This window comes from Zeimonas arvi (genome assembly GCF_008039575.1).
GTDB classification, from domain to species: domain Bacteria; phylum Pseudomonadota; class Gammaproteobacteria; order Burkholderiales; family Burkholderiaceae_E; genus Zeimonas; species Zeimonas arvi.
On sequence record NZ_VDUY01000003.1, the window covers coordinates 479,498 to 499,365 of the forward strand.

At 69.6% G+C, this 19,868-nt stretch carries 20 protein-coding genes; 11 read left to right on the forward strand and 9 right to left on the reverse strand.

Going from position 1 to position 19,868, the window contains the following annotated elements; all coding sequences use genetic code 11:
• Positions 1 to 49 precede the first annotated feature (49 nt).
• From FHP08_RS09670 to FHP08_RS09720, 11 genes are all read left to right on the forward strand, one after another.
• Positions 50 to 1,318: an MFS transporter gene (locus FHP08_RS09670; RefSeq protein WP_147704234.1), complete on the forward strand. Its 1,269-nt coding sequence runs from the start codon at positions 50 to 52 to the stop codon at positions 1,316 to 1,318.
• Between the two features lie 31 nt (positions 1,319 to 1,349).
• Positions 1,350 to 5,078, forward strand: a complete 3,729-nt coding sequence (locus FHP08_RS09675; protein ID WP_147704235.1) for a nitrate reductase subunit alpha — start codon at positions 1,350 to 1,352, stop codon at positions 5,076 to 5,078.
• A 35-nt stretch (positions 5,079 to 5,113) separates the two neighbouring features.
• Positions 5,114 to 6,640 (forward strand): nitrate reductase subunit beta, encoded by a 1,527-nt coding sequence (gene narH, locus FHP08_RS09680; protein ID WP_147704236.1) that lies wholly within the window; start codon positions 5,114 to 5,116, stop codon positions 6,638 to 6,640.
• Position 6,641: 1 nt separating this feature from the next.
• Positions 6,642 to 7,391: a nitrate reductase molybdenum cofactor assembly chaperone gene (gene narJ, locus FHP08_RS09685; protein WP_147704237.1), complete on the forward strand. Its 750-nt coding sequence runs from the start codon at positions 6,642 to 6,644 to the stop codon at positions 7,389 to 7,391.
• Positions 7,388 to 8,083: a respiratory nitrate reductase subunit gamma gene (gene narI, locus FHP08_RS09690; protein WP_147704238.1), complete on the forward strand. Its 696-nt coding sequence runs from the start codon at positions 7,388 to 7,390 to the stop codon at positions 8,081 to 8,083. Before narJ ends, narI begins: the two co-directional genes overlap by 4 nt.
• Positions 8,084 to 8,132: 49 nt before the next feature.
• Complete coding sequence (locus FHP08_RS09695; protein WP_147704239.1) at positions 8,133 to 8,816, forward strand: peptidylprolyl isomerase; 684 nt, start codon at positions 8,133 to 8,135, stop codon at positions 8,814 to 8,816.
• A gap of 13 nt (positions 8,817 to 8,829) precedes the next feature.
• On the forward strand, positions 8,830 to 9,525 hold the full coding sequence (locus FHP08_RS09700; RefSeq protein ID WP_222707853.1) for a carbonic anhydrase: 696 nt from the start codon (positions 8,830 to 8,832) through the stop codon (positions 9,523 to 9,525).
• 126 nt (positions 9,526 to 9,651) lie between these two features.
• The gene (locus tag FHP08_RS09705) at positions 9,652 to 10,317 is read left to right on the forward strand and encodes a TetR/AcrR family transcriptional regulator (RefSeq protein ID WP_147704240.1); all 666 of its coding nucleotides are present in this window, start codon (positions 9,652 to 9,654) and stop codon (positions 10,315 to 10,317) included.
• Between the two features lie 43 nt (positions 10,318 to 10,360).
• Positions 10,361 to 11,026, forward strand: coding sequence for a protein-L-isoaspartate O-methyltransferase family protein (locus FHP08_RS09710; RefSeq protein ID WP_147704241.1), 666 nt, complete (start codon positions 10,361 to 10,363; stop codon positions 11,024 to 11,026).
• 197 nt (positions 11,027 to 11,223) lie between these two features.
• On the forward strand, positions 11,224 to 11,499 hold the full coding sequence (locus FHP08_RS18615; RefSeq protein ID WP_225879100.1) for a rhodanese-like domain-containing protein: 276 nt from the start codon (positions 11,224 to 11,226) through the stop codon (positions 11,497 to 11,499).
• A 62-nt stretch (positions 11,500 to 11,561) separates the two neighbouring features.
• Positions 11,562 to 13,016 carry a TolC family outer membrane protein gene (locus tag FHP08_RS09720; RefSeq protein ID WP_147704243.1) on the forward strand — a complete coding sequence of 485 codons (1,455 nt, stop codon included), beginning with the start codon at positions 11,562 to 11,564 and terminating at the stop codon, positions 13,014 to 13,016.
• Here the strand turns inward: FHP08_RS09720 and waaA are convergent.
• The 9 genes from waaA to rfbC all read right to left on the reverse strand — a co-directional run bounded on the left by waaA (position 12,994) and on the right by rfbC (position 19,862).
• On the reverse strand, positions 12,994 to 14,451 hold the full coding sequence (gene waaA, locus FHP08_RS09725) for a lipid IV(A) 3-deoxy-D-manno-octulosonic acid transferase (RefSeq protein ID WP_407704008.1): 1,458 nt from the start codon (positions 14,449 to 14,451) through the stop codon (positions 12,994 to 12,996). The two genes, FHP08_RS09720 and waaA, sit on opposite strands and share 23 nt — an antisense overlap.
• A complete protein-coding gene (gene waaC, locus FHP08_RS09730) occupies positions 14,444 to 15,451 on the reverse strand; it encodes a lipopolysaccharide heptosyltransferase I (RefSeq protein WP_147704245.1) in 1,008 nt (335 codons plus the stop codon). The genes waaA and waaC overlap by 8 nt, the downstream gene beginning before the upstream one ends.
• On the reverse strand, positions 15,448 to 15,879 hold the full coding sequence (locus FHP08_RS09735; RefSeq protein ID WP_147704246.1) for a PIN domain-containing protein: 432 nt from the start codon (positions 15,877 to 15,879) through the stop codon (positions 15,448 to 15,450). Before FHP08_RS09735 ends, waaC begins: the two co-directional genes overlap by 4 nt.
• Positions 15,879 to 16,112 carry a hypothetical protein gene (locus tag FHP08_RS09740; protein WP_147704247.1) on the reverse strand — a complete coding sequence of 78 codons (234 nt, stop codon included), beginning with the start codon at positions 16,110 to 16,112 and terminating at the stop codon, positions 15,879 to 15,881. The genes FHP08_RS09735 and FHP08_RS09740 overlap by 1 nt, the downstream gene beginning before the upstream one ends.
• An 89-nt stretch (positions 16,113 to 16,201) precedes the next feature.
• Complete coding sequence (locus tag FHP08_RS09745) at positions 16,202 to 17,593, reverse strand: phosphomannomutase/phosphoglucomutase (protein WP_147704248.1); 1,392 nt, start codon at positions 17,591 to 17,593, stop codon at positions 16,202 to 16,204.
• Positions 17,594 to 17,663: 70 nt separating this feature from the next.
• Positions 17,664 to 18,083 carry a type II toxin-antitoxin system VapC family toxin gene (locus FHP08_RS09750; protein WP_187272242.1) on the reverse strand — a complete coding sequence of 140 codons (420 nt, stop codon included), beginning with the start codon at positions 18,081 to 18,083 and terminating at the stop codon, positions 17,664 to 17,666.
• Positions 18,080 to 18,331, reverse strand: coding sequence for a type II toxin-antitoxin system Phd/YefM family antitoxin (locus FHP08_RS09755; RefSeq protein WP_222707854.1), 252 nt, complete (start codon positions 18,329 to 18,331; stop codon positions 18,080 to 18,082). The genes FHP08_RS09750 and FHP08_RS09755 overlap by 4 nt, the downstream gene beginning before the upstream one ends.
• Before the next feature lie 48 nt (positions 18,332 to 18,379).
• Entirely contained in the window at positions 18,380 to 19,279 is a 900-nt protein-coding gene (gene rfbD, locus FHP08_RS09760) for a dTDP-4-dehydrorhamnose reductase (protein ID WP_147704250.1), read from the reverse strand.
• Positions 19,280 to 19,313: 34 nt separating this feature from the next.
• Entirely contained in the window at positions 19,314 to 19,862 is a 549-nt protein-coding gene (gene rfbC / locus FHP08_RS09765) for a dTDP-4-dehydrorhamnose 3,5-epimerase (protein ID WP_147704251.1), read from the reverse strand.
• Positions 19,863 to 19,868: the final 6 nt, after the last annotated feature.

Consider the following 19,868-nt stretch of genomic DNA (forward strand, 5'->3'; position numbering starts at 1 on the left):
GGACAGCGTCTCTGGTTTCCTTGCGGAACCGCAAGAAAGGAAGTCCGCCATGGCCACCCCCAGCCCCTCGACCGCGCCCCTGCCGCGCGGCGCGATTCCGGTCCTGGTCTCCAGCACCCTCGCCTTCACCATCTGCTTCGCCGTCTGGATGATGTTCGGCGTGATCGGCGTGCCGATCCGCAAGGAACTCGGCCTCTCGGCCACCGAGTTCGGCCTGCTCACCGCCACGCCGGTGCTCACCGGGTCCCTGGTGCGCGTGCCGCTCGGCATGTGGACCGACCGCTACGGCGGACGGGTCGTCTTCGCCAGCCTGATGGCGGCCTGCGTGATCCCGATCTGGCTGATCTCCTACGCGACGCAGTACTGGCACTTCCTGGTGCTGGGCCTGTTCGTCGGGCTGGCCGGCGGATCCTTCTCGGTGGGCACGCCCTACGTGGCGCGCTGGTTCCCGAAGAACCGCCAGGGATTCGCCATGGGCGTGTTCGGCGCGGGCAATTCCGGCGCGGCGCTCAACAAGTTCGTCGCGCCCGCGCTGCTGGTGGCCTTCGGCTGGGCGGTCGTGCCGCAGGTCTACGCGATCGCCCTGGCGATCACCGTGGTCGTGTTCTGGACGTTTTCCCGAAGCGATCCGGCCCACCTCGTCAAGGGCGGCACGAGCTTCAGGCAACAGCTTGCGATGTTGAAAGATCCCCGCGTCCTGAAGTACTGTCAGTACTACTCGATCGTGTTCGGCGGCTACGTGGCCCTCTCGCTGTGGATGGTGCAGTACTACGTCAACGAATACGGCCTCGACATCCGCGTCGCGGCCCTGCTGGCGGCCTGTTTCTCGCTGCCCGGGGGCGTGCTGCGCGCGATCGGCGGCTGGCTGTCGGACAAGCACGGCGCGCACAAGATCACCTGGTGGGTGATGTGGGTAAGCTGGATCTGCCTGTTCCTGCTCTCCTATCCGCAGACCGAGTTCACGATCCAGACCGTGGACGGCCCGAAGACCTTCTTCATCGGGCTCAACGTGTGGACCTTCACCGCGCTGATGTTCGTCATGGGCATCGCCTGGGCCTTCGGCAAGGCGTCGGTGTTCAAGTACATCTCGGACGAGTATCCGCAGAACATCGGGGCCGTGTCGGGGATCGTCGGCCTGGCCGGCGGCCTCGGCGGCTTCGTCCTGCCGATCATGTTCGGTGTCCTGCTCGACCTCACCGGCATCCGGTCCTCGGCCTTCATGCTGATGTACGGCGTGGTCTGGGTATCGCTGATCTGGATGTATCTCACGGAAGTCCGCCGCACCGACGTGATGTCGGGCGAGCGGGTGCACGCCTGATTCCTCGCGACTCGCGAACAAGGAGCAATCGATGAGCCATTTCCTCGACCGCCTGAAGTATTTCAGCGAGAAGCGCGAGGCCTTCGCCGGCGGGCACGGCACCGTCACCCACGAGGACCGCAGCTGGGAAGAGGCGTATCGCCAGCGCTGGCAGCACGACAAGATCGTGCGCTCCACCCACGGCGTGAACTGCACCGGCTCCTGCTCGTGGAAGATCTACGTGAAGGGCGGCATCGTCACCTGGGAAACCCAGCAGACCGACTACCCGCGCACCCGGCCCGACATGCCCAACCACGAGCCGCGCGGCTGCTCGCGCGGCGCCTCGTACTCCTGGTACCTGTACTCGGCCAACCGGCTCAAGCATCCGATGGTGCGCAGCCAGCTGCTGCGGCTGTGGCGCGCGGCGCGGGCCGAGATGAACCCGGTCGAGGCCTGGACCTCGATCGTGGAGTCGCCCGAGAAGGCGAAGTCCTATCGCGCGCGGCGCGGCCTGGGCGGCTTCGTGCGGGTCACCTGGGAGGAGGCCAACGAGATCGTCGCCGCGGCGAACGTGTACACCGCGAAGAAGTACGGGCCCGACCGCGTGATCGGCTTCTCGCCGATCCCCGCGATGTCGATGATTTCCTACGCCGCGGGCAGCCGCTACCTGTCGCTGATCGGCGGCGTGTGCATGAGCTTCTACGACTGGTACTGCGACCTGCCGCCGGCCTCGCCGCAGACCTGGGGCGAGCAGACCGACGTGCCCGAATCGGCCGACTGGTACAACTCGAGCTACATCCTGATGTGGGGCTCGAACGTGCCGCAGACCCGCACGCCCGACGCCCACTTCATGGTCGAGGCCCGCTACAAGGGCACCAAGGTCGTGTCGATCTTCCCCGACTACGCCGAGGGCGCCAAGTTCGGCGACATCTGGCTCAAGCCCAAGCAGGGCACCGACGCGGCGCTGGCCATGGCGATGGGCCACGTGATCCTCAAGGAGTTCGTGGCCACCCGCAAGTCGGACTACTTCATCGACTACCTGCGCCGCTACAGCGACATGCCCAACCTGGTGCTGCTCGAGCCGCAGGGCGACAGGTTGGTCACTGGCCGCATGGCGCGCGCCTCCGACTTCGACGGCGCGCTCGGCCAGGACAACAATCCCGAGTGGAAGACCGTCGCCTACGACGAGAACACGGGCGAGATGGTCGTGCCCAAGGGGTCGATCGGTTTCCGCTGGGGCCAGAAGGAAGGCGGTGACGCCGGCAAGTGGAACCTGCAGTCCGAGGACGCCAGCGGCCGCGAGATCGTGCCGCAGCTCACGCTGCTGGGCTCGCACGACGAGATCGTCGAGGTGTCCTTCCCCTACTTTGGCGGCGTGGCGCACCCGCAGTTCAACGCCAACCCGGTGGCCGACGTGATCACCCAGCGCGTGCCGGCCCGCCGCGTGAAGACGAAGGACGGCGAGAAGCTCGTCGTCACCGTCCACGATCTCACGCTCGCCCACTACGGCGTCGACCGCGGGCTCGGCGGCGACTTCATGCCGACCTCCTACGACGACAACCTGCCCTACACGCCGAAGTGGCAGCAGGCGATCACCGGCGTGTCGCCCGAAGACGTGATCACCGTGGCGCGCGAGTTCGCCGACAACGCCGACAAGACCCGCGGCAAGTCGATGGTGATCATCGGCGCGGCGATGAACCACTGGTTCCACATGGACATGAACTACCGCGGGATCATCAACCTGCTGGTGTTCTGCGGCTGCGTGGGCCAGTCGGGCGGCGGCTGGGCGCACTACGTGGGCCAGGAGAAGCTGCGCCCGCAGACCGGCTGGACCGCGCTGGCCTTCGCGCTCGACTGGCACCGTCCGCCGCGCCAGCAGAACTCGACCTCGTTCTTCTACGCGCACACCGACCAGTGGCGCTACGAGCGACTGGCCACCCGCGAGATCCTGTCGCCGCTGGCCGACCCGCAGAAGTACTCCGGCAGCCTGATCGACTTCAACACCCGCGCCGAGCGCATGGGCTGGCTCCCGTCGGCGCCGCAGCTGCAGCGCAATCCGCTGGAGCTGTCGCGCGAGGCAACGCGCCGCGGCCTCGATCCCAAGACCTACGTGCTGGACGAGCTCGAGAGCGGCCGCCTGCAGTTCTCCTGCACCGACCCGGACCACCCGGACAACTTCCCGCGCAACCTCTTCGTCTGGCGCTCCAACCTGCTCGGTTCCTCCGGCAAGGGCCACGAGTACTTCCTCAAGCACCTGCTGGGCACCAAGCATGGGGTGCAGGGCAAGGACCTGGGCCAGATGGGCGAGGCCAAGCCGGAAGACGTGGTCTGGCACGAGCAGGCGCCCGAAGGCAAGCTGGATCTGCTGGTCACGCTCGACTTCCGGATGTCGACCACCTGCCTGTACTCCGACATCGTTCTTCCGACCGCCACCTGGTACGAGAAGAACGACATGAACACCTCGGACATGCACCCGTTCATCCATCCGCTGTCGGCGGCGGTGGATCCGGCCTGGCAGGCGCGCAGCGACTGGGAGATCTTCAAGGGCTTCGCCAAGCGCTTCTCCGAGCTCTCCAACGGCCACCTGGGCGTCGAGCAGGACATCGTGCTCACCCCGCTGATGCACGACACCCCGGGCGAGCTCTCGCAACCATTCGAACCCAAGGCGTGGTTCCGCGGCGAGTGCGACCCGGTGCCCGGCAAGACGATGCCGGCAATCGCCGTGGTCGAGCGCGACTACCCGGCCACCTACGCCAAGTTCACCTCGCTGGGCCCGCTGATGAAGAAAGCCGGCAACGGCGGCAAGGGCATCGGCTGGAACACCGACCACGAGGTCGACTTCCTCGGCAAGCTCAACGGCAAGGTCGCCGAGCCCGGCGTGTCCGAGGGCCAGCCGCGCATCCTGACCGACATCGACGCCACCGAGGTGGTGCTGTCGCTCGCGCCCGAGACCAACGGCGAGGTGGCGGTCAAGGCCTGGGAGGCGCTGTCGAAGTTCACCGGCCGCGACCACACCCACCTGGCCGTGCCGCGCGAAGACGAGAAGATCCGCTTCCGCGACATCCAGGCCCAGCCGCGCAAGATCATCTCCAGCCCGACCTGGTCGGGGCTGGAATCCGAGCACGTGTCCTACAACGCCGGCTACACCAACGTGCACGAGCTGATTCCCTGGCGCACGCTGTCCGGCCGCCAGGAGCTCTACCAGGACCACCCCTGGATGATCGCCTTCGGCGAGGCGCTGGTCAGCTACCGGCCGCCGGTGAACACGCGCACCGTGGAGCCGATGCTCGGCCAGCGCAGCAACGGCAACCCGGAGATCCTGCTCAACTTCATCACGCCGCACCAGAAGTGGGGCATCCACTCCACCTACACGGACAACCTGCTGATGCTCACGCTGTCGCGCGGCGGCCCGATCGTCTGGGTCTCCGAGATCGATGCGCGCAAGGCCGGCGTGGTCGACAACGACTGGGTCGAGGTGTTCAACGTGAACGGCGCGCTGATCGCCCGCGCGGTGGTCAGCCAGCGCGTGCCCGAGGGCATGATCCTGATGTACCACGCGCAGGAGAAGATCGTGAACACCCCGGGGTCCGAGATCACCGGCACCCGCGGCGGCATCCACAACTCGGTCACGCGCGCGGTGCTCAAGCCCACGCACATGATCGGCGGCTACGCGCAGCTCTCGTACGGCTTCAACTACTACGGCACCGTGGGGTCGAACCGCGACGAATTCATCATCCTGCGCAAGATGGACAAGGTCGACTGGATGGACGCGGCGGCCTGAGCGCCCGCGCGAACGGAACGCATGGAGCAAGAACGATGAAAGTACGCGCACAGATCGGCATGGTCCTGAACCTGGACAAGTGCATCGGCTGCCACACCTGCTCGGTCACCTGCAAGAACGTCTGGACCACCCGCGAGGGCATGGAATACGCGTGGTTCAACAACGTGGAGACCAAGCCCGGCATCGGCTACCCGAAGGACTGGGAGAACCAGCAACGCTGGAAGGGCGGCTGGACCCGCAAGGCCAACGGCAGCATCGAGCCGATGCAGGGTGGCAAGTGGTCGCTGCTGATGAAGATCTTCTCGAACCCGAACCTGCCCGAGATCGACGACTACTACGAGCCCTTCACCTTCGACTACGAGCACCTGCACACGGCGCCCGACATGAAGGATCCGCCGGTGGCCCGCCCGCGCAGCCTGGTCAGCGGCAAGCGGATGGAGAAGATCGAGTGGGGGCCGAACTGGGAGGAGATCCTCGGCGGCGAGTTCTCCAAGCGCTCGGCCGACTACAACTTCGAGGGCATCCAGAAGGACATCTACGGCGAGTTCGAGAACACCTTCATGATGTACCTGCCCAGGCTGTGCGAGCACTGCCTGAACCCGGCCTGCGTGGCTTCGTGCCCGTCGGGCTCGATCTACAAGCGCGAGGAAGACGGGATCGTGCTGATCGACCAGGACAAGTGCCGCGGCTGGCGCATGTGCGTGTCGGGCTGCCCGTACAAGAAGATCTACTACAACTGGTCCAGCGGCAAGGCCGAGAAGTGCATCTTCTGCTATCCGCGGATCGAGGTCGGCCAGCCCACCGTGTGCTCGGAAACCTGCGTGGGCCGGATCCGCTACCTGGGCGTGCTGCTCTACGACGCCGACCGGATCCAGGAAGCCGCCTCGGTGGCCGACCCGCGCGACCTGTACCAGGCCCAGCTCGACCTGTTCCTCGACCCGAACGACCCGGCGGTGATCGCGCAGGCGCGGGCCGACGGGATCCCCGAGGCCTGGCTGCAGGCCGCCAAGGTGTCGCCGGTCTGGAAGATGGCGATGGACTGGAAGATCGCCTTCCCGCTGCATCCCGAGTACCGCACCCTGCCCATGGTCTGGTACGTGCCGCCGCTCTCGCCGATCTCGGCGCGCGCCTCGAGCGGCCAGATCTCCGAGAAGGGCGGCATCCCCGACGTCGCCAGCCTGCGGATCCCGCTGCGCTATCTGGCCAACATGCTGACCGCCGGCGACGAGGAGCCGATCCGCGTGGCGCTCGAGCGGATGCTCGCGATGCGCGCCTTCATGCGGGCGCGCACCGTCGAAGGCCGGCACGCCGGCGACCTGCTGGACAAGGTCGGCATGAGCGCCGCCCAGATCGACGACATGTACCGGATCCTGGCCATCGCCAACTACGAGGACCGCTTCGTGATCCCGACCACCCACCGCGAGTACGCCGAAGACGCCTTCGACATGCGCGGCGGCTGCGGCTTCTCGTTCGGCAACGGCTGCTCCGACGGCACCTCCGCCGGCAGCCTGTTTGCCGGCAACAAGGGCAAGCGGGTGATCGCCATCAAGGAGACCCTCTGAGATGAAACCGATCCGCTACACGCTGCGCGCGATCGGCACGCTGCTCGACTACCCGCAGGCAGACCGAAAGGGAATGGCCGACGCGGTGCGGCAGGCGCTCGACGACGAGCGCGCGCTCTCCTCGGCCACTCGTGAGCGGCTGGCCGATTTCGCGGCGGGCCTCGAGCGCGGCGACGCCTTCGAGCTGGCCGAGACCTGGGTGTCCACCTTCGACCGCGGCCGGATGACCTCGCTGTACCTGTTCGAGCACGTGCACGGCGAGTCGCGCGACCGCGGCCAGGCGATGGTCGACCTGAAGCTGCTCTACGAGCGCGCCGGGCTCTTCCTGTCCGAAGACGAGCTGCCCGACTACCTGCCCGCCTTCCTCGAGTACCTGTCCACCCAGGAACCGAAGGCGATCCTCGCCGACCTGCGCGACACGGCCGAGGTGCTGCGCAAGCTGGGCAACGGACTGGCGCGCATCGGCAGCCGCTACGCGATGCTGCCAGCCGCGCTGCTCGAGCTCGCCGGCGCCGCCGGCCTCGAGCTGCCGCTGCCCGTGGTCGAGAAGCTCGCGCCGATCGACACCGAGGCGCTGGACCGCGAGTGGGCCGACGAGCCGGTGATGTTCGGCGGCGAGGCCGGCGCATGCGGCACGGCGGCCGGCCAGCCGGGCCAGCCGGCGCCGATCACGATCCACCGCAAGGGCGCGGCGGCTGCGCGGGCCGCGCAGCAGACCACCGAACGGCTTTCCACCGGAGCGCAGTCATGAGCGGCTTGCACCAGTTCCTCTTCGGCATCTACCCGTACATCGCGCTGGCCATCTTCCTGCTCGGCAGCCTGGTGCGCTTCGACCGCGAACAGTACACGTGGAAGAGCGACTCCTCGGAGATGCTTCGCCGCGGCCAGCTCAGGTGGGGCAGCAACCTGTTCCACCTGGGCATCCTGATGCTGTTCGGCGGGCACTTCGTGGGCCTGCTCACGCCCAAGGAGGTCTACCACGCGATCGGCCTGAGCACCCAGGGCAAGCAGATCATCGCGATGGCCGCGGGCGGCTTCGCGGGCACGCTGTGCCTGGTCGGCATCGCGCTGCTGCTGCACCGCCGGCACAGCGAGCCGCGGGTGCGCGCCAACTCGCGCACGATGGACTTCGTGGTCCTGTACTGGATCCTGGTCACGCTGCTGCTCGGCCTGGTCAGCATCGTCGCGTCGCTGGCGCACCTCGACGGCAGCGTGATGGTGGCGCTGTCTCACTGGGCCCAGCACCTGCTCACCTTCCGCGGCGACGCGGCAGGCTTCATCGTGAACGTGCCGCTGATCTACAAGATCCACCTGTTCTTCGGCATGACGCTGTTCATCCTGTTCCCGTTCTCGCGCCTGGTTCACGTCTGGAGCGGCTTCGCGTCGGTGGCCTACGTGGCTCGTCCCTACCAGATCGTGCGGCGCCGCGGCGCAGCCCGCTGATGCCATCCGGGCCGCCCTTCCGCTCGCCGCCCTTACAGGAATCGCAACGATGAACCCCGACGAATCCGCCCTGCCAGGCTTCGAGCAGAGCCGCGCCGCGCTGCTCGCCCGCGCCGCCGAGCTCGGCTGGCTGGAAGACGGCGCCGACCCGGACGCCGTGGTCTTCGCCTCGCCCGACGCCGAGCGGGCGCTGCTGCTGCGCGTCCTCGAGCACGAGGTGCCCTGGAAGACCCCGGGCGAGCACGAGGCGCGGCGCTGGTTCGATGCGCACGCCGAGAACTACCGCGTCGGCGCGCGCCGGCTGGTCTCGCACGTGCTGTACGGCGTCACGCCGCGCGTGCCGGTGGGCGCGCTGCGCGAGCATGCCGAGCGCCGGCTGAAGGAGGTGCTCGCCGATCCCGCGCGCTTCGCGGCGCTGGCCCGCGAGGAGTCCAACTGCCCGAGCGGCGCCGAGGGGGGGGGCCTGGGCGCCCTCGAGCGCGGACAGACCGTGCCCGAGTTCGAGCAGGCGGTGTTCGAAGCGCGCGAACCGGGCCTGCTGCCGCTGCTGGTGGCCACCCGGTTCGGCTTCCACATCGTGCGCGTCGACCAGATCCACGAGGGCGAGGCGCCGGGCTTCGAGGCCTGCCGCGAGGCGGTGGAGCGCGACCTGGCCACCGACGCCTGGCTGACCGCCTGCCGCCAGTACCTCCACCGACTGGCCAGCGACAGCCCTTCGCCCCTGGTGCAGTGACATGCCGACGGGCATGCGCATGCGCCCCGTCTGCGAGGGCATCAACCCGCTGCGCGACATCGTCGAGGGCGCCAGCCATTTCCAGCAGGCGATCGCGCCCGAGGCACGCGAGTTCTTCGGCAACCTGGCGGCCGGCCAGGCGCCGAAGGCGCTGTTCGTCACCTGCTCCGACTCGCGGATCAATCCCTTCCTCATCACCGACACGAACCCCGGCGACCTGTTCATCATGCGCAACGCCGGGCACATCGTGCCGCCCTATGGCGCGGCCAAGGGCGGCGCCGAGGCCACGGTGGAGTTCGCGGTGGTGGCGCTGGGCGTGGAGGACATCATCGTCTGCGGGCATTCGCACTGCGGCGCGATCCGCGGCCTGATGAACCCCGAGGCGCTCGAGCAGATGCCGGCGGTGCGGCAGTGGCTGTCGCTGGCCGAGCCCACGCGGGCGATCGTGGCCGAGAACTTCGCGGACCTCCCCGAGCGCGAGCGCACCGAGGCGATGACCCAGGTGCACGTGCTCACGCAGATGGCCAACCTGCGCACGCTCCCCCCGGTGGCCGCGCGACTGGCCAAGGGCAAGCTGCGGCTGCACGGCTGGGTCTATCACATCGGCTCGTCCGAGATCCTGGTCTGGAATCGCGAGGCCCATCGGTTCGGGCGCATCGACGGCGGCGAGCCCCTGCACTTCTGCCCGGAGTTGCGGCTCGAGGCCTGAACGGACCCGCACGGGCGGGAGGACGCCGCCGGACGCAGCCCGCGCGGGCGGCCGGGGAGACGCGCGGCAGGCTGCTGCGGTAACATTTGCTGACCCAATGGTCATTTAGGCCCGCCCGACCCGCCGATGGCTGCCGTATCGTCCCGTTCCCCGCGCTGGGAGCGCCGCAAGGAGGCGCGCCCCGGCGAGCTCCTCGACGCCGCGCTCGATCTGTTCGTGGAGCGCGGCTTCGCCGCGACCCGGCTCGACGAGGTCGCTGCACGCGCCGGCGTCAGCAAGGGCACGCTCTACCTCTACTACGCCAGCAAGGAGGACTTGTTCAAGGCGGTGGTCCGGCAGAACATCGTGCCGCTGATCGAGTCCTTCGAGCGCGAGGTGGCTGCCTGGCAGTCGGGCAGCGCGGAACTGCTGCGCGCGTTCTTCGAAGGCTGGTGGACGCGCTTCGGCGCCACCAAGCTCGCCGGCATCGCCAAGCTGGTCGTCGGCGAGGCCGGCAACTTCCCCGAGCTGGCCCTCTTCTTCCAGCAGGAGGTCGTGCTGCCCAACGCGAAGCTGCTGCGCGCGATCATCGAGCGAGGGATCGGCCGCGGCGAGTTCGCGCAGGTCGACGTGGAAGCCACGGTGCACCTGTGGATGTCGCCGCTGGTCATGAAGGCGATCTGGGAGCGCTCGATCCAGCCCTGCTGTCCGCCCGGTTTCGAGGTGCCGATCGACCGATTCCTTGACGCGCACCTGCGCTCGGTGCTCGCCGCGCTGGCCCCGCGCGACCGCCCGGCGCCGCGCGTTGGCTAGAATTCCCCTTTATCCCCTCTTCGACGATCTTCCGGAACCTGCGATGGACATCGAACTCGCCCGCTTCAACATGGTCGAACAGCAGATTCGCCCCTGGGAGGTGCTCGACCAGGATGTGCTCGACCTGCTCTTCGTCGTCCGGCGCGAGGACTTCGTTCCGCCCGCCTGGCGCCTGCTGGCCTTCACCGACATGGAGATCCCGCTGACGATCGATGGCAAGCCCACCGGCGAAGTGATGCTGGCGCCCAAGGTCGAGGCCCGGCTGCTGCAGGCCGCCGCGGTGCGACGCCACGAGACGGTGCTGGAGATCGGCGCCGGCTCCGGCTACATGGCGGCACTGCTGGCGCACCGTGCCCGTCGCGTGGTCAGCTGCGAGATCCGCCCCGAGCTCGCCCGCTTCGCAACCGAGAACCTGTCGCGCGCGGCCGTCGCCGGCGCCGCGGTCGAGGCGCGCAACGGCCTCGAGGCGGCTGCCGAGTCGCGCTGGGACCTCATCCTGCTGTCGGGGTCGGTGCCCTTCCTTCCCGACCCGCTGCTGCAGCAGCTGAACGTGGGCGGCAGGCTGGTCGCGATCGTCGGCGAGCTGCCGATGATGGTGGCGCAGCTGGTCACCCGGGTGGGCGAGCGCGAGTTCGCCACCGAGAGCCTGTTCGACACGGTGGCCACCCCGCTGGTTGCGTTCCCCCGGAAGGAAAGCTTCCGCTTCTGACGCACCCGCCGCACCCCGGAACCCGAGCCATGCACCAGATCCAGCCCGCCCAGCTCGCCAACTGGCTCGAAGCCGCGAATGCGGATTCTGCCCGGGCGGCGAAGGCAGGCACCCGGCCGGACGCGCCCGACGCCGACATCGGTTTCCACGCGCCGGGCGCCCACGAGCACTCGCCGGCCGGCGCGCAGCATCCGCCGGTGAAAACCCCGCTGGTGCTCGACGTTCGCGAAGACTGGGAGGTGCAGGTCGGCCGGATCCCCGGCAGCCTGCACATCCCGATGCAGAAGATCCCCACGCGGCTGCACGAGCTGGTCGACGCGGGCCGCCCCATCGTCTGCTACTGTCATCACGGCATGCGCAGCATGCAGGTGGCGATGTTCCTCGAGCACCGAGGCGCGCGCGAGGTCTACAACCTGGTCGGCGGCATCGACGCCTGGGCCAGGCTGGTGGACCCGGCCTGCGCCCGGTACTGACCCGGCCGGCCGCTGCCGCCGGCGCGATGCCTTCCGATACCCAGGATGTCCCGGAGTCCCCGATGACCCAGTCCCTTCTCCTCAGGACCTGCGCCGCCGCTGTCGGCCTGGCGCTGTCGGCGCCCGCGTTCGCGGTCGACCTCCTGCAGGCCTGGCGCGACGCACTGAGCAACGACTCGCAGGTGGCCAGCGCCCGGGCGCAACTCGCGGCCACGCGCGAGCTGGTGCCGCAGGCGCAGGCCGGCCTGCTTCCGCAGGTCGGCGCCAGCGCGTCGGTCAGCCGGAGCTTCGCGGACACCAACGTCGCGCCCTCGCGCGACTTCACCAGCCAGTTTTACGGCATCCAGCTCAGCTACCCGCTCTACCGGCTGCAGAACATGGAGGCGCTCGAGCAGAGCAAGCTGCAGGCCACGCTGGGCGAAGCCCGCTTCGCTCAGGCGCAGCAGGAGCTGATCGTGCGGGTGGCACAGGCCTACTTCGACGTGCTGGCCGCGCAGGACAACGTGACCACGATCCAGGCGCAGAAACGCGCGATCAGCGAGCAGCTGGCGTCGGCCAAACGCAACTTCGAGGTCGGCACGGCCACGATCACCGACCAGCAGGAAGCCCAGGCCCGATTCGACCTGGCGGTCGCGCAGGAGCTCGCCGCGCAGAACGAGCTCGAGGTGCGCCGGGCAGCGCTCGACCAGCTGGTCGGCAGGCCCACCGGCGAGCTCGACATGCTGCGCCCCGGCGTGGACCTGCAGGGTCCGCAGCCCGCGCGCGAGCGCGACTGGCTCGACAGCGCCCGCCGCGACGCCTGGCAGGTCAGGCAGGCCGAGCTCGGCGCCGAGATCGCACGCCGGGAGATCGACCGGCAGCGCTATGCGAAGAGCCCGACCGTCGACGTCGTGGGTTCACTGTCGCACTCGCGGAACTCGCAGGCCAACTTCGTCGGCATCCAGTCGAACAACGCGGCGGTGGGCCTGCAGCTGGCCATCCCGCTGTACACCGGCGGCGGCATCGACGCCCGGGTGCGCGAAGCGGCGGCCAACCACGAGCGCGCGCTGTCCGACCTGGAAACCGCGCGCCGCGCGGCCGAGCAAGGCGCACGCCAGTCCTTCCTGGGGCTCAACAGCGGGCTCGGGCAGGTGCGCGCGCTCGAAGCGGCCGAACGTTCCAGCCGGCTGGCGCTCGACTCGAACCTGCTCGGCTACCAGGTGGGCGTGCGGATCAACATCGACGTGCTGAACGCGCAGCAGCAGCTCTTCACCACGCAGCGCGACCTGGCGCGGGCCCGCTACGACGTCCTGATCAACGGCCTGCGGCTCAAGTCCACCGCGGGCACCCTGTCCGAGGACGACCTGCGCGCGGTGAACGCGCTGCTGGTCGATCCGTCGACGGTGCCCCCTCCGGACACGCGCACCGGGGCGTCGCAGCCGGCAGGAGCGATGCAGCCTGCCTCGCCCACCCGGCCGGCGACCGGCGCCCCCGCGACCGGCAGCCCGGCCGCGACTACCGCTCCCGCTCGCCGCTGATCAGCGGCGCCAGCGCCGCCACCGTGCGCGCCGTCGCGCCGCGGTGGCGAGCGGCGAACGCCAGCGCGTGCTCGCCGAGCGACTGCCGCCGCAGCGGGTCGGCCACGATCTCCAGCGCCTCACGCAGCGCGGCGGCCGCATGCGGCGCGCGCAGCGCCGCGTTCTCGGCGATGGCCTGCTCGGCAGCGGCCTCGAAGTTGAAGGTGTGCGGACCGACGACTACCGGCACCCCGGCCGCGCAGGCCTCGATCAGGTTCTGGCCACCGAAGGGCAGCAGCGAGCCGCCGACGATCGCCACGTCGGCCAGCGCGTAGTAGGCGAACATCTCGCCCATCGAGTCGCCGAGCACCACCTCGGCCCCGCGATCGGCTTCGGGCGGTTCGGCGCCGCCCCAGCTGCTTCGGCGGACCATCCGCAGGCCGCGGCTCGCGATCTCGCGGCCCACCTCGTCGAAGCGCTGGGGGTGACGCGGCACGATCGCCAGCAGCGGCGGCCAGCGCATCGCGGCCCGCGGCCGGACCACAGACGGGTCGTCGTCCGATGCCTGCCGCGCCCGCCAGGCCTGCCACGCGTCGAGGATCAAGGCCTCCTCGCCGTCGCGCGTGCTGGCCGCGAGCACCACCGGCCGGTGCGCCAGGTCACCGCCGGCGGCGAGCAGGCCCAGCCGCCAGACGTGGCCGAGCACCTCGAGCTTCTGCGCGGGGGCCACGTCGAACTTCATGTTGCCGAACACGCGCACGTCGGTCCGGCCCAGCTCGCGGATCCGGCCCGCATCGGCTTCGGTCTGGGCGAAGACGCCGGCCAGCCCGGCCAGCGCCGGCCGCATCAGCCAGCGCCAGCGCGAGCCCTTGCGCAGCGAGCGCTCGGAGAGCCGCGCATTGACCAGCGCCAGTGGCACGCCTGCGGCGCGCGACACCGCCACCAGGTTCGGCCACAGTTCGGTTTCGACCACGATGCCCAGGGCCGGCCGCCAGGCGCGCAGGAAGCGCCGGATGGCGAAGGGCTGGTCCCAGGGCAGCAGGGCCTGGGCCACACGCGAGGTCGCATCCGACGTACCGGCGGTCGGCGCCATGAACGCACCGAACAGTTCGCGGCCAGTCTCCAGGCCGGTGGGCGTCATGTGCGTCAGCAACAGCCTGTGACCGGGATAGCGCTCGAGCAGCGCGCGCACCAGCGGCTGCGCGGCGCGGGTCTCGCCGACCGAGACCGCGTGGACCCAGATCAGCGGCGCTTCGTCGTCGCGGCGCGGATGAAAGCCGAGCCGCTCGCCGATCCGCTCGAGGTAGGCCGGCTGCCGGCGCGCGCGCCACGCCAGATAGACGAGCGCCAGCGGCGTGGCCAGCAGCCAGGCGAGCGAGTAGAGCCCGCGGGCGAGGCGCTCGTGCAGGCGCTCGATCGCGCGCGGGGGCTGGATCTCGGCCGGTCGCTCAGGCAAGCCCGCCCTCCGCATCGGGTCGACGGCCCGCCGGCAGCGCCGCGCGCACCCTGCCGGCGGCCTGCAGCACCGACGCCAGGTCCGGCCAGCGGCCGTCCTCGCCCAGACTCTCGGCGCGCGGGGTCCAGTAGGGGCCGAAGCGCCACGCCGGCGTGGCGGCGAACAAGGCCACCGTGGGTGCGTCGAGCGCCGCCGAGAGATGCGTGAGGCCGGTGTCCACGCCGACGACCAGCCTGGCGCGGACGATCGCGGCCGCGCACTGGCGCAGCGTGAGCTTGGGCAGCACCACCGGGCGCAGCGCGGGCGCCGCAGCGTCTGCGAGGCTCTCGGCCTGCGCGCGTTCGGCCGGGCTCCCCCAGGGCAGCGCCGCGACCAGCCCCTGCTGCGCGAGCCGCGCGATCAGCGCGCGCCAGTGCTCGTCGGGCCACTGTTTCTCGGCGCGCGAGGTCGCGTGCAGCAGCAAGGCATATGGGCGCTCGGGCAGGCCCGGCACGGGCTCCTCGGGCGGCGACAGGGAGAACACCGGCAGCCCCTCGACCCGGTAGCCGAGCGCCTGCGCCGCCAGCGAGCGCAGGCGCTCGATCGCGTGCAGCGAAGGATCGACGTCGAAGCGCCGGCGATAGGCCAGGGCCGCCAGCGGCTCGCGCGCGCAGCGCCGAGAAAAGCCGGCGATGGGCGCGCCGGTCATCCGCGCCACCCAGGCGCTCTTGACCAGGCCCTGCAGGTCGAGCGCCAGGTCGTAGCGCGCCCCGCGCAGCCGCGCGCGAACCGCCGCGATCTCGCGCCGGGTGGCGGCGTCGAACAGCGACTTGCGCCAGCGGCGGATCGCGACCGGGATCACCGCGTTCACCGACGGATGCAGCGCCGGCAGTTCGGCGAAGGACTCCTCGACCACCCAGTCGATCCGGGCGCCGGGCATCGCGCGGACGATGTCGGTCACGACCGGCAGGGCGTGGATCACGTCGCCCATGGAGCTGGTCTTGATGAGGGCGAGGTTCATCTCTCCGAGGCCAGCGCGGCAAACGGATTCCGGACCGTCATGCTCTCGAAAGCTCGACCGTCCTGCATGTCCTCCGAATACAGCACCGAGGCGCCCGCCTGCAACGCCGCCTGCACGATCATCGCGTCCCAGAACGACAACTGGTATCGGCGACTCGCGTCGATGGCGGCCAGGATCAGTGGCGCGTCGACCTGAACCAGAGAGAATTCCGCGAAGCGACGCACTGCCCGTTCGGCGTCGGCCTCGGGCAGCGGCACGTCAAGCTTGCGCGTGACGGTAACGAAGAACTCTTGCAGCACCTGGGTGCTGAGCGTCACTCGGCCCGCGTTCGCCTCGCGCTCGAGCAGTGCCCGTGCAGCGCCCTGCTTCTGCGGGGCATCGGCGTCGAACAGGTAGACGAGGACGTTTGTATCGAAGAACGCCCGCATCAGCGGCGCTCGTGCAGGTCGTCTCGACTCCAGGTCCGATCGCCGCGCCGGGACGTTGCCCGGAGGGACTGCGCAATCAGGTCGCCGGCCGCCGCGGTCTGAACCGACCCGACGCCGGCGTAGGCTTCCAGAAGCTCCCGCAGGACGGCGTTGACCGACGAGCCCTGCTCGAGCGCGCGGATTCGCGCGCGCTTGAGAACTTCGTCATCGACACTGATGGTCAGATTGCTCATGCCCACTCTCCATTACCCGTGTTACACGAGTTAAGTGTAACACGGGCCATCTGCAAGGCCCATGCGCCGACCCTCGGCAGGCGCGCTGGTCAGAACGGCAACTCCGCCCCCGGCTTCACCGCCAGGATTGCCGCCCGGAACGCCCCCTGGATGCGCGCCAGCGCCTCGGCCGTGTCGGCCTCGAAGCGGATCACCACCACCGGCGTGGTGTTCGACGGCCGGGCCAGCCCGAAGCCGTCCGGGTACTCGACCCGCACGCCGTCGATCGTGATCACCTCGGTGGCCCCGTCGAACTTCGCGGTGCGCTTCAGAGCCTCGACCAGCGTGAAGTTCTCGCCCTCCGCGGTCTTCAGCTGCAGCTCGGGCGTGGCCGGCGAGTCCGGCAGCGCGTTCAGCACCGCGCCCGGGTCGGCGTGGCGCGACAGGATCTCGAGCAGCCGCGCCCCGGTGTAGAGCCCGTCGTCGAAGCCATACCAGCGCTCCTTGAAGAAGACGTGGCCGCTCATCTCGCCGGCCAGCGGCGCGCCCGACTCCTTGAGCTTCGCCTTGACCAGGGAGTGGCCGGTGCGCCACATTGTGGGCCGGCCGCCGTGCGCGCGGATGTGCTCGGCGAGCTTTCGGCTGCACTTCACGTCGTAGATGATCTCGGCTCCCGGATTGCGCGAGAGCACATCCTGCGCGAACAGCATCATCTGCCGGTCGGGCCAGATGATGTTGCCCTCCTTCGTGACCACGCCGAGCCGGTCGCCGTCGCCGTCGAAGGCCAGCCCGATCTCGGCGTCGGTCTCGCGCAGGCAGCGGATCAGGTCCTGCAGGTTCTCGACGTGGGCGGGGTCGGGATGATGATTCGGGAAGTTGCCGTCGACCTCGCAGAAGAGCTCGGTGACCTCGCAGCCCAGCGCGCGGAACAGCTGCGGCGCGAGCGCGCCGGCCACGCCGTTGCCGCAGTCGATCGCGATCTTCATCGGGCGGGCGAGCTTCACGTCGCCCACGATCCGGTCGAGATAGCGCTGGCCGAGGTCCACGGTGCGGCAGCCGCCCCGCCCGGCCGGTGGGACTTCTTTCAGGCTGCCGGCCGCGATCGCATCGCGCAGCGCGAGGATCGCATCGCCGTAGATCGCCTCGCCGGCCACCACCATCTTCAACCCGTTGTAGTCCGGCGGGTTGTGGCTGCCGGTGACCGCCACGCCGGTGCCGGTGCCGAGTTCGAAAGTGGCGTAGTAGACGACCGGCGTGGGCACCATGCCGATGTCGACCACGCTCACGCCGGCGGCGCGAAAGCCGTCGGCGAGCGCCTGCGAGAGCGCCGGGCCGGAGAGGCGGCCGTCGCGGCCGATGACAGCTTCGGTGGCACCAGCCTGGCGGGCCTTCGTGCCGAGGGCCAGGCCGATGGCGCGGACCGCGTCGACGGTGAGGGTGCGGTCGACGATGCCGCGGATGTCGTAGGCTTTGAAGATGGAGGGAGAGATGGGGGTCGGCATTACGGCTCTGTGACCTTATGAAGAGACGGAGGGCAGGCCCGGTTCGATCGCAACGGAACGAATCGGGCGCTCAGGAGATGATTCTCACATCCTCGATACGCGAAAAATCCCGGTCGTACGTGACCAGGCCCCAGGCATCGATCTGGAGCGTAGTGGCGAGTTGCACCGCATCGGGGAGCCTCAGCCGATATCGGGCACGCAGCCGCGCCGCCTCGACCGCGATCTCCGGAGTCAGCGCCACGACCCGATGCTCGCACAACGCGTTCTCAATCTGCCTGGCCAGGACATCGCGTCCGTGCGCAAACGGGCCGGTCAGGACTTCTGCCAGGGAGACTGTGGAAATCGCAAGCCGCAGTCGCCCGGACGCACTCGCCTCGAACAGGCCCGCAAACCGGGCGCCGAAACGCTCGTCGCTTTCGAGGTGATAGATCAGCGGCGCGGTGTCGACGAGAAGCAAGGCTTCGTCCGGCACCGCGTTCCAGTCGATCACTCGCCCCACTCCCGGCGCAAGGCATCGACCGTGTGGGCCGGCTCCTCGCCCCACAGCCCGCGCGCGCAACCTTTGAGCGCCAGCAATGCTGCGGGATTTCGTCGAGCGTCTTCGGCCTGTTCAAGCGGCACCAGGGCGGCATAGGGCCGCCCATGCTTCGTGATCACGGTCGTCTCACCGCGATGCGCAGCGGCGACCAATTCGGGCAGCCGCCGGCGCGCGGCCTCGATTCCCTGCATGCTCGACATGCTGGCCTCCATCGGAATGAAACTTTCAAATTGTACATATTGTACAGTTTATCTCTGCCCAGCGATCTCCTCGAGAACCAGCCGCAGCCCCTCCCGCCAGTGCGTCGGAAGAATCCCGAAGCGCTCGCGCAGCCTCGAGCAGTCGAGTCGGGAATTCAGCGGGCGGGCGGCCGGCGTCGGGTACTCGGCGGACGAGATCGGCGCCAACTCGCGCACCTTCAGCGAATCCGTGCCTGCCAGCGCGCGCCAACCGTCGAAAATTTCCTGCGCGAAGCCGTGCCAGCTGGTCTCGCCGGCGGCGCACAGGTGCAGGACCCCCGGGGCGAATCGTCCTTGTGCGCGCTCCGCCAGCGCCTGCCGGACGATGTGCGCGGTGGCGTCGGCGATCAGCCTGGCCGAGGTCGGCGCACCGACCTGGTCGGCCACCACCTTCAGCGACTCATGCTCGGCGCCGAGCCGCAGCATGGTCTTCACGAAGTTCGAACCGCGCGAGGCGTAGACCCAGCTGGTGCGCAGCACCAGCCAATCGCTGCCCGCCCGCGCGATCGCCTGCTCGCCCGCGAGCTTGGAGCGGCCGTAGGCGTTGATCGGCGCCACCGGGGCGTCCTCCCGGCGCGGCGCATCGCCGCTGCCGTCGAAGACGTAGTCGGTCGAGTAGTGGACGAACAAGGCGCCCGCGCGGCGAGCCGCCGCCGCCAGCGCAGCGGGGGCCGCGCCGTTGATCGTGTCGGCGAGCTCCGGACCCTGCTCGGCGCGGTCGACGGCGGTGTAGGCCGCGGCATTGACGATCACCTGCGGCGCCACCGACTCGACCAGCGCAGCGAGCGAGGCCGGAGCGGAGAGGTCTGCGCGACGGCGATCGCAGGCCACCACCTCGCCGAGTGGCTGGAGGCTGCGGGCGAGTTCCCAGCCGACCTGGCCGGTGGCGCCGGTGAGCAGGATCTTCATGCCGGTGCGCCCCGGCACACGCGAGCTGCTTCGATCATGGGTAGACCTCGCACTGCGCGAGCAGCAGCCCCGCAGCGTCCTTTGCCGAAAGCACGGGTTCGATCCCGCCCAGCGGCCATTCGATGCCCACCGCCGGGTCATTCCACTGGAGCGAGCGCTCGTGCTCCGGGGCGTAGTAGTCGGTGGCCTTGTAGAGCACGTCGGCCGACTCGGACAGCACCAGGAAGCCATGGCCGAAGCCGGGGGGCACCCAGAGCTGCCGATGGTTGTCCTCGGTGAGCTCGATCCCGAACCAGCGACCGAACATCGGCGACGATCGCCGAAGATCGACCGCCACATCGAAGATCGCGCCCCGCACCACTCGCACCAGCCGTCCCTGCGGCTTGCGGATCTGGTAGTGCAGCCCGCGCAGCACACCGCGGAGCGACCGGGAATGGTTGTCCTGCACGAAGCGAACATCCAGACCCGTGACCCGTGCAAAAGTCCGCTCGTTCCAGCTCTCGAAGAAGAAACCGCGGGCATCGTCGAACACCCGCGGCTCGATGATCAGAACGCCGGCCAGCGCGGTTTCGATTGCCCTCATGGCATC

Coding starts and splice junctions, on each gene's coding strand:
- rfbD (WP_147704250.1), bottom strand. CDS start 19,279: ATGAAGATCCTGCTCACCGGCGCCACCGGCCAGGTCGGCTGGGAACTC.
- FHP08_RS09745 (WP_147704248.1), bottom strand. CDS start 17,593: ATGCCGACCCCCATCTCTCCCTCCATCTTCAAAGCCTACGACATCCGC.
- FHP08_RS09670 (WP_147704234.1), top strand. CDS start 50: ATGGCCACCCCCAGCCCCTCGACCGCGCCCCTGCCGCGCGGCGCGATT.
- FHP08_RS09700 (WP_222707853.1), top strand. CDS start 8,830: ATGCGCATGCGCCCCGTCTGCGAGGGCATCAACCCGCTGCGCGACATC.
- FHP08_RS09675 (WP_147704235.1), top strand. CDS start 1,350: ATGAGCCATTTCCTCGACCGCCTGAAGTATTTCAGCGAGAAGCGCGAG.
- rfbC (WP_147704251.1), bottom strand. CDS start 19,862: ATGAGGGCAATCGAAACCGCGCTGGCCGGCGTTCTGATCATCGAGCCG.
- FHP08_RS09735 (WP_147704246.1), bottom strand. CDS start 15,879: ATGCGGGCGTTCTTCGATACAAACGTCCTCGTCTACCTGTTCGACGCC.
- FHP08_RS09710 (WP_147704241.1), top strand. CDS start 10,361: ATGGACATCGAACTCGCCCGCTTCAACATGGTCGAACAGCAGATTCGC.
- narJ (WP_147704237.1), top strand. CDS start 6,642: ATGAAACCGATCCGCTACACGCTGCGCGCGATCGGCACGCTGCTCGAC.
- FHP08_RS09705 (WP_147704240.1), top strand. CDS start 9,652: ATGGCTGCCGTATCGTCCCGTTCCCCGCGCTGGGAGCGCCGCAAGGAG.
- FHP08_RS09755 (WP_222707854.1), bottom strand. CDS start 18,331: ATGTCGAGCATGCAGGGAATCGAGGCCGCGCGCCGGCGGCTGCCCGAA.
- FHP08_RS09720 (WP_147704243.1), top strand. CDS start 11,562: ATGACCCAGTCCCTTCTCCTCAGGACCTGCGCCGCCGCTGTCGGCCTG.
- FHP08_RS09740 (WP_147704247.1), bottom strand. CDS start 16,112: ATGAGCAATCTGACCATCAGTGTCGATGACGAAGTTCTCAAGCGCGCG.
- narH (WP_147704236.1), top strand. CDS start 5,114: ATGAAAGTACGCGCACAGATCGGCATGGTCCTGAACCTGGACAAGTGC.
- narI (WP_147704238.1), top strand. CDS start 7,388: ATGAGCGGCTTGCACCAGTTCCTCTTCGGCATCTACCCGTACATCGCG.
- FHP08_RS09695 (WP_147704239.1), top strand. CDS start 8,133: ATGAACCCCGACGAATCCGCCCTGCCAGGCTTCGAGCAGAGCCGCGCC.
- waaC (WP_147704245.1), bottom strand. CDS start 15,451: ATGAACCTCGCCCTCATCAAGACCAGCTCCATGGGCGACGTGATCCAC.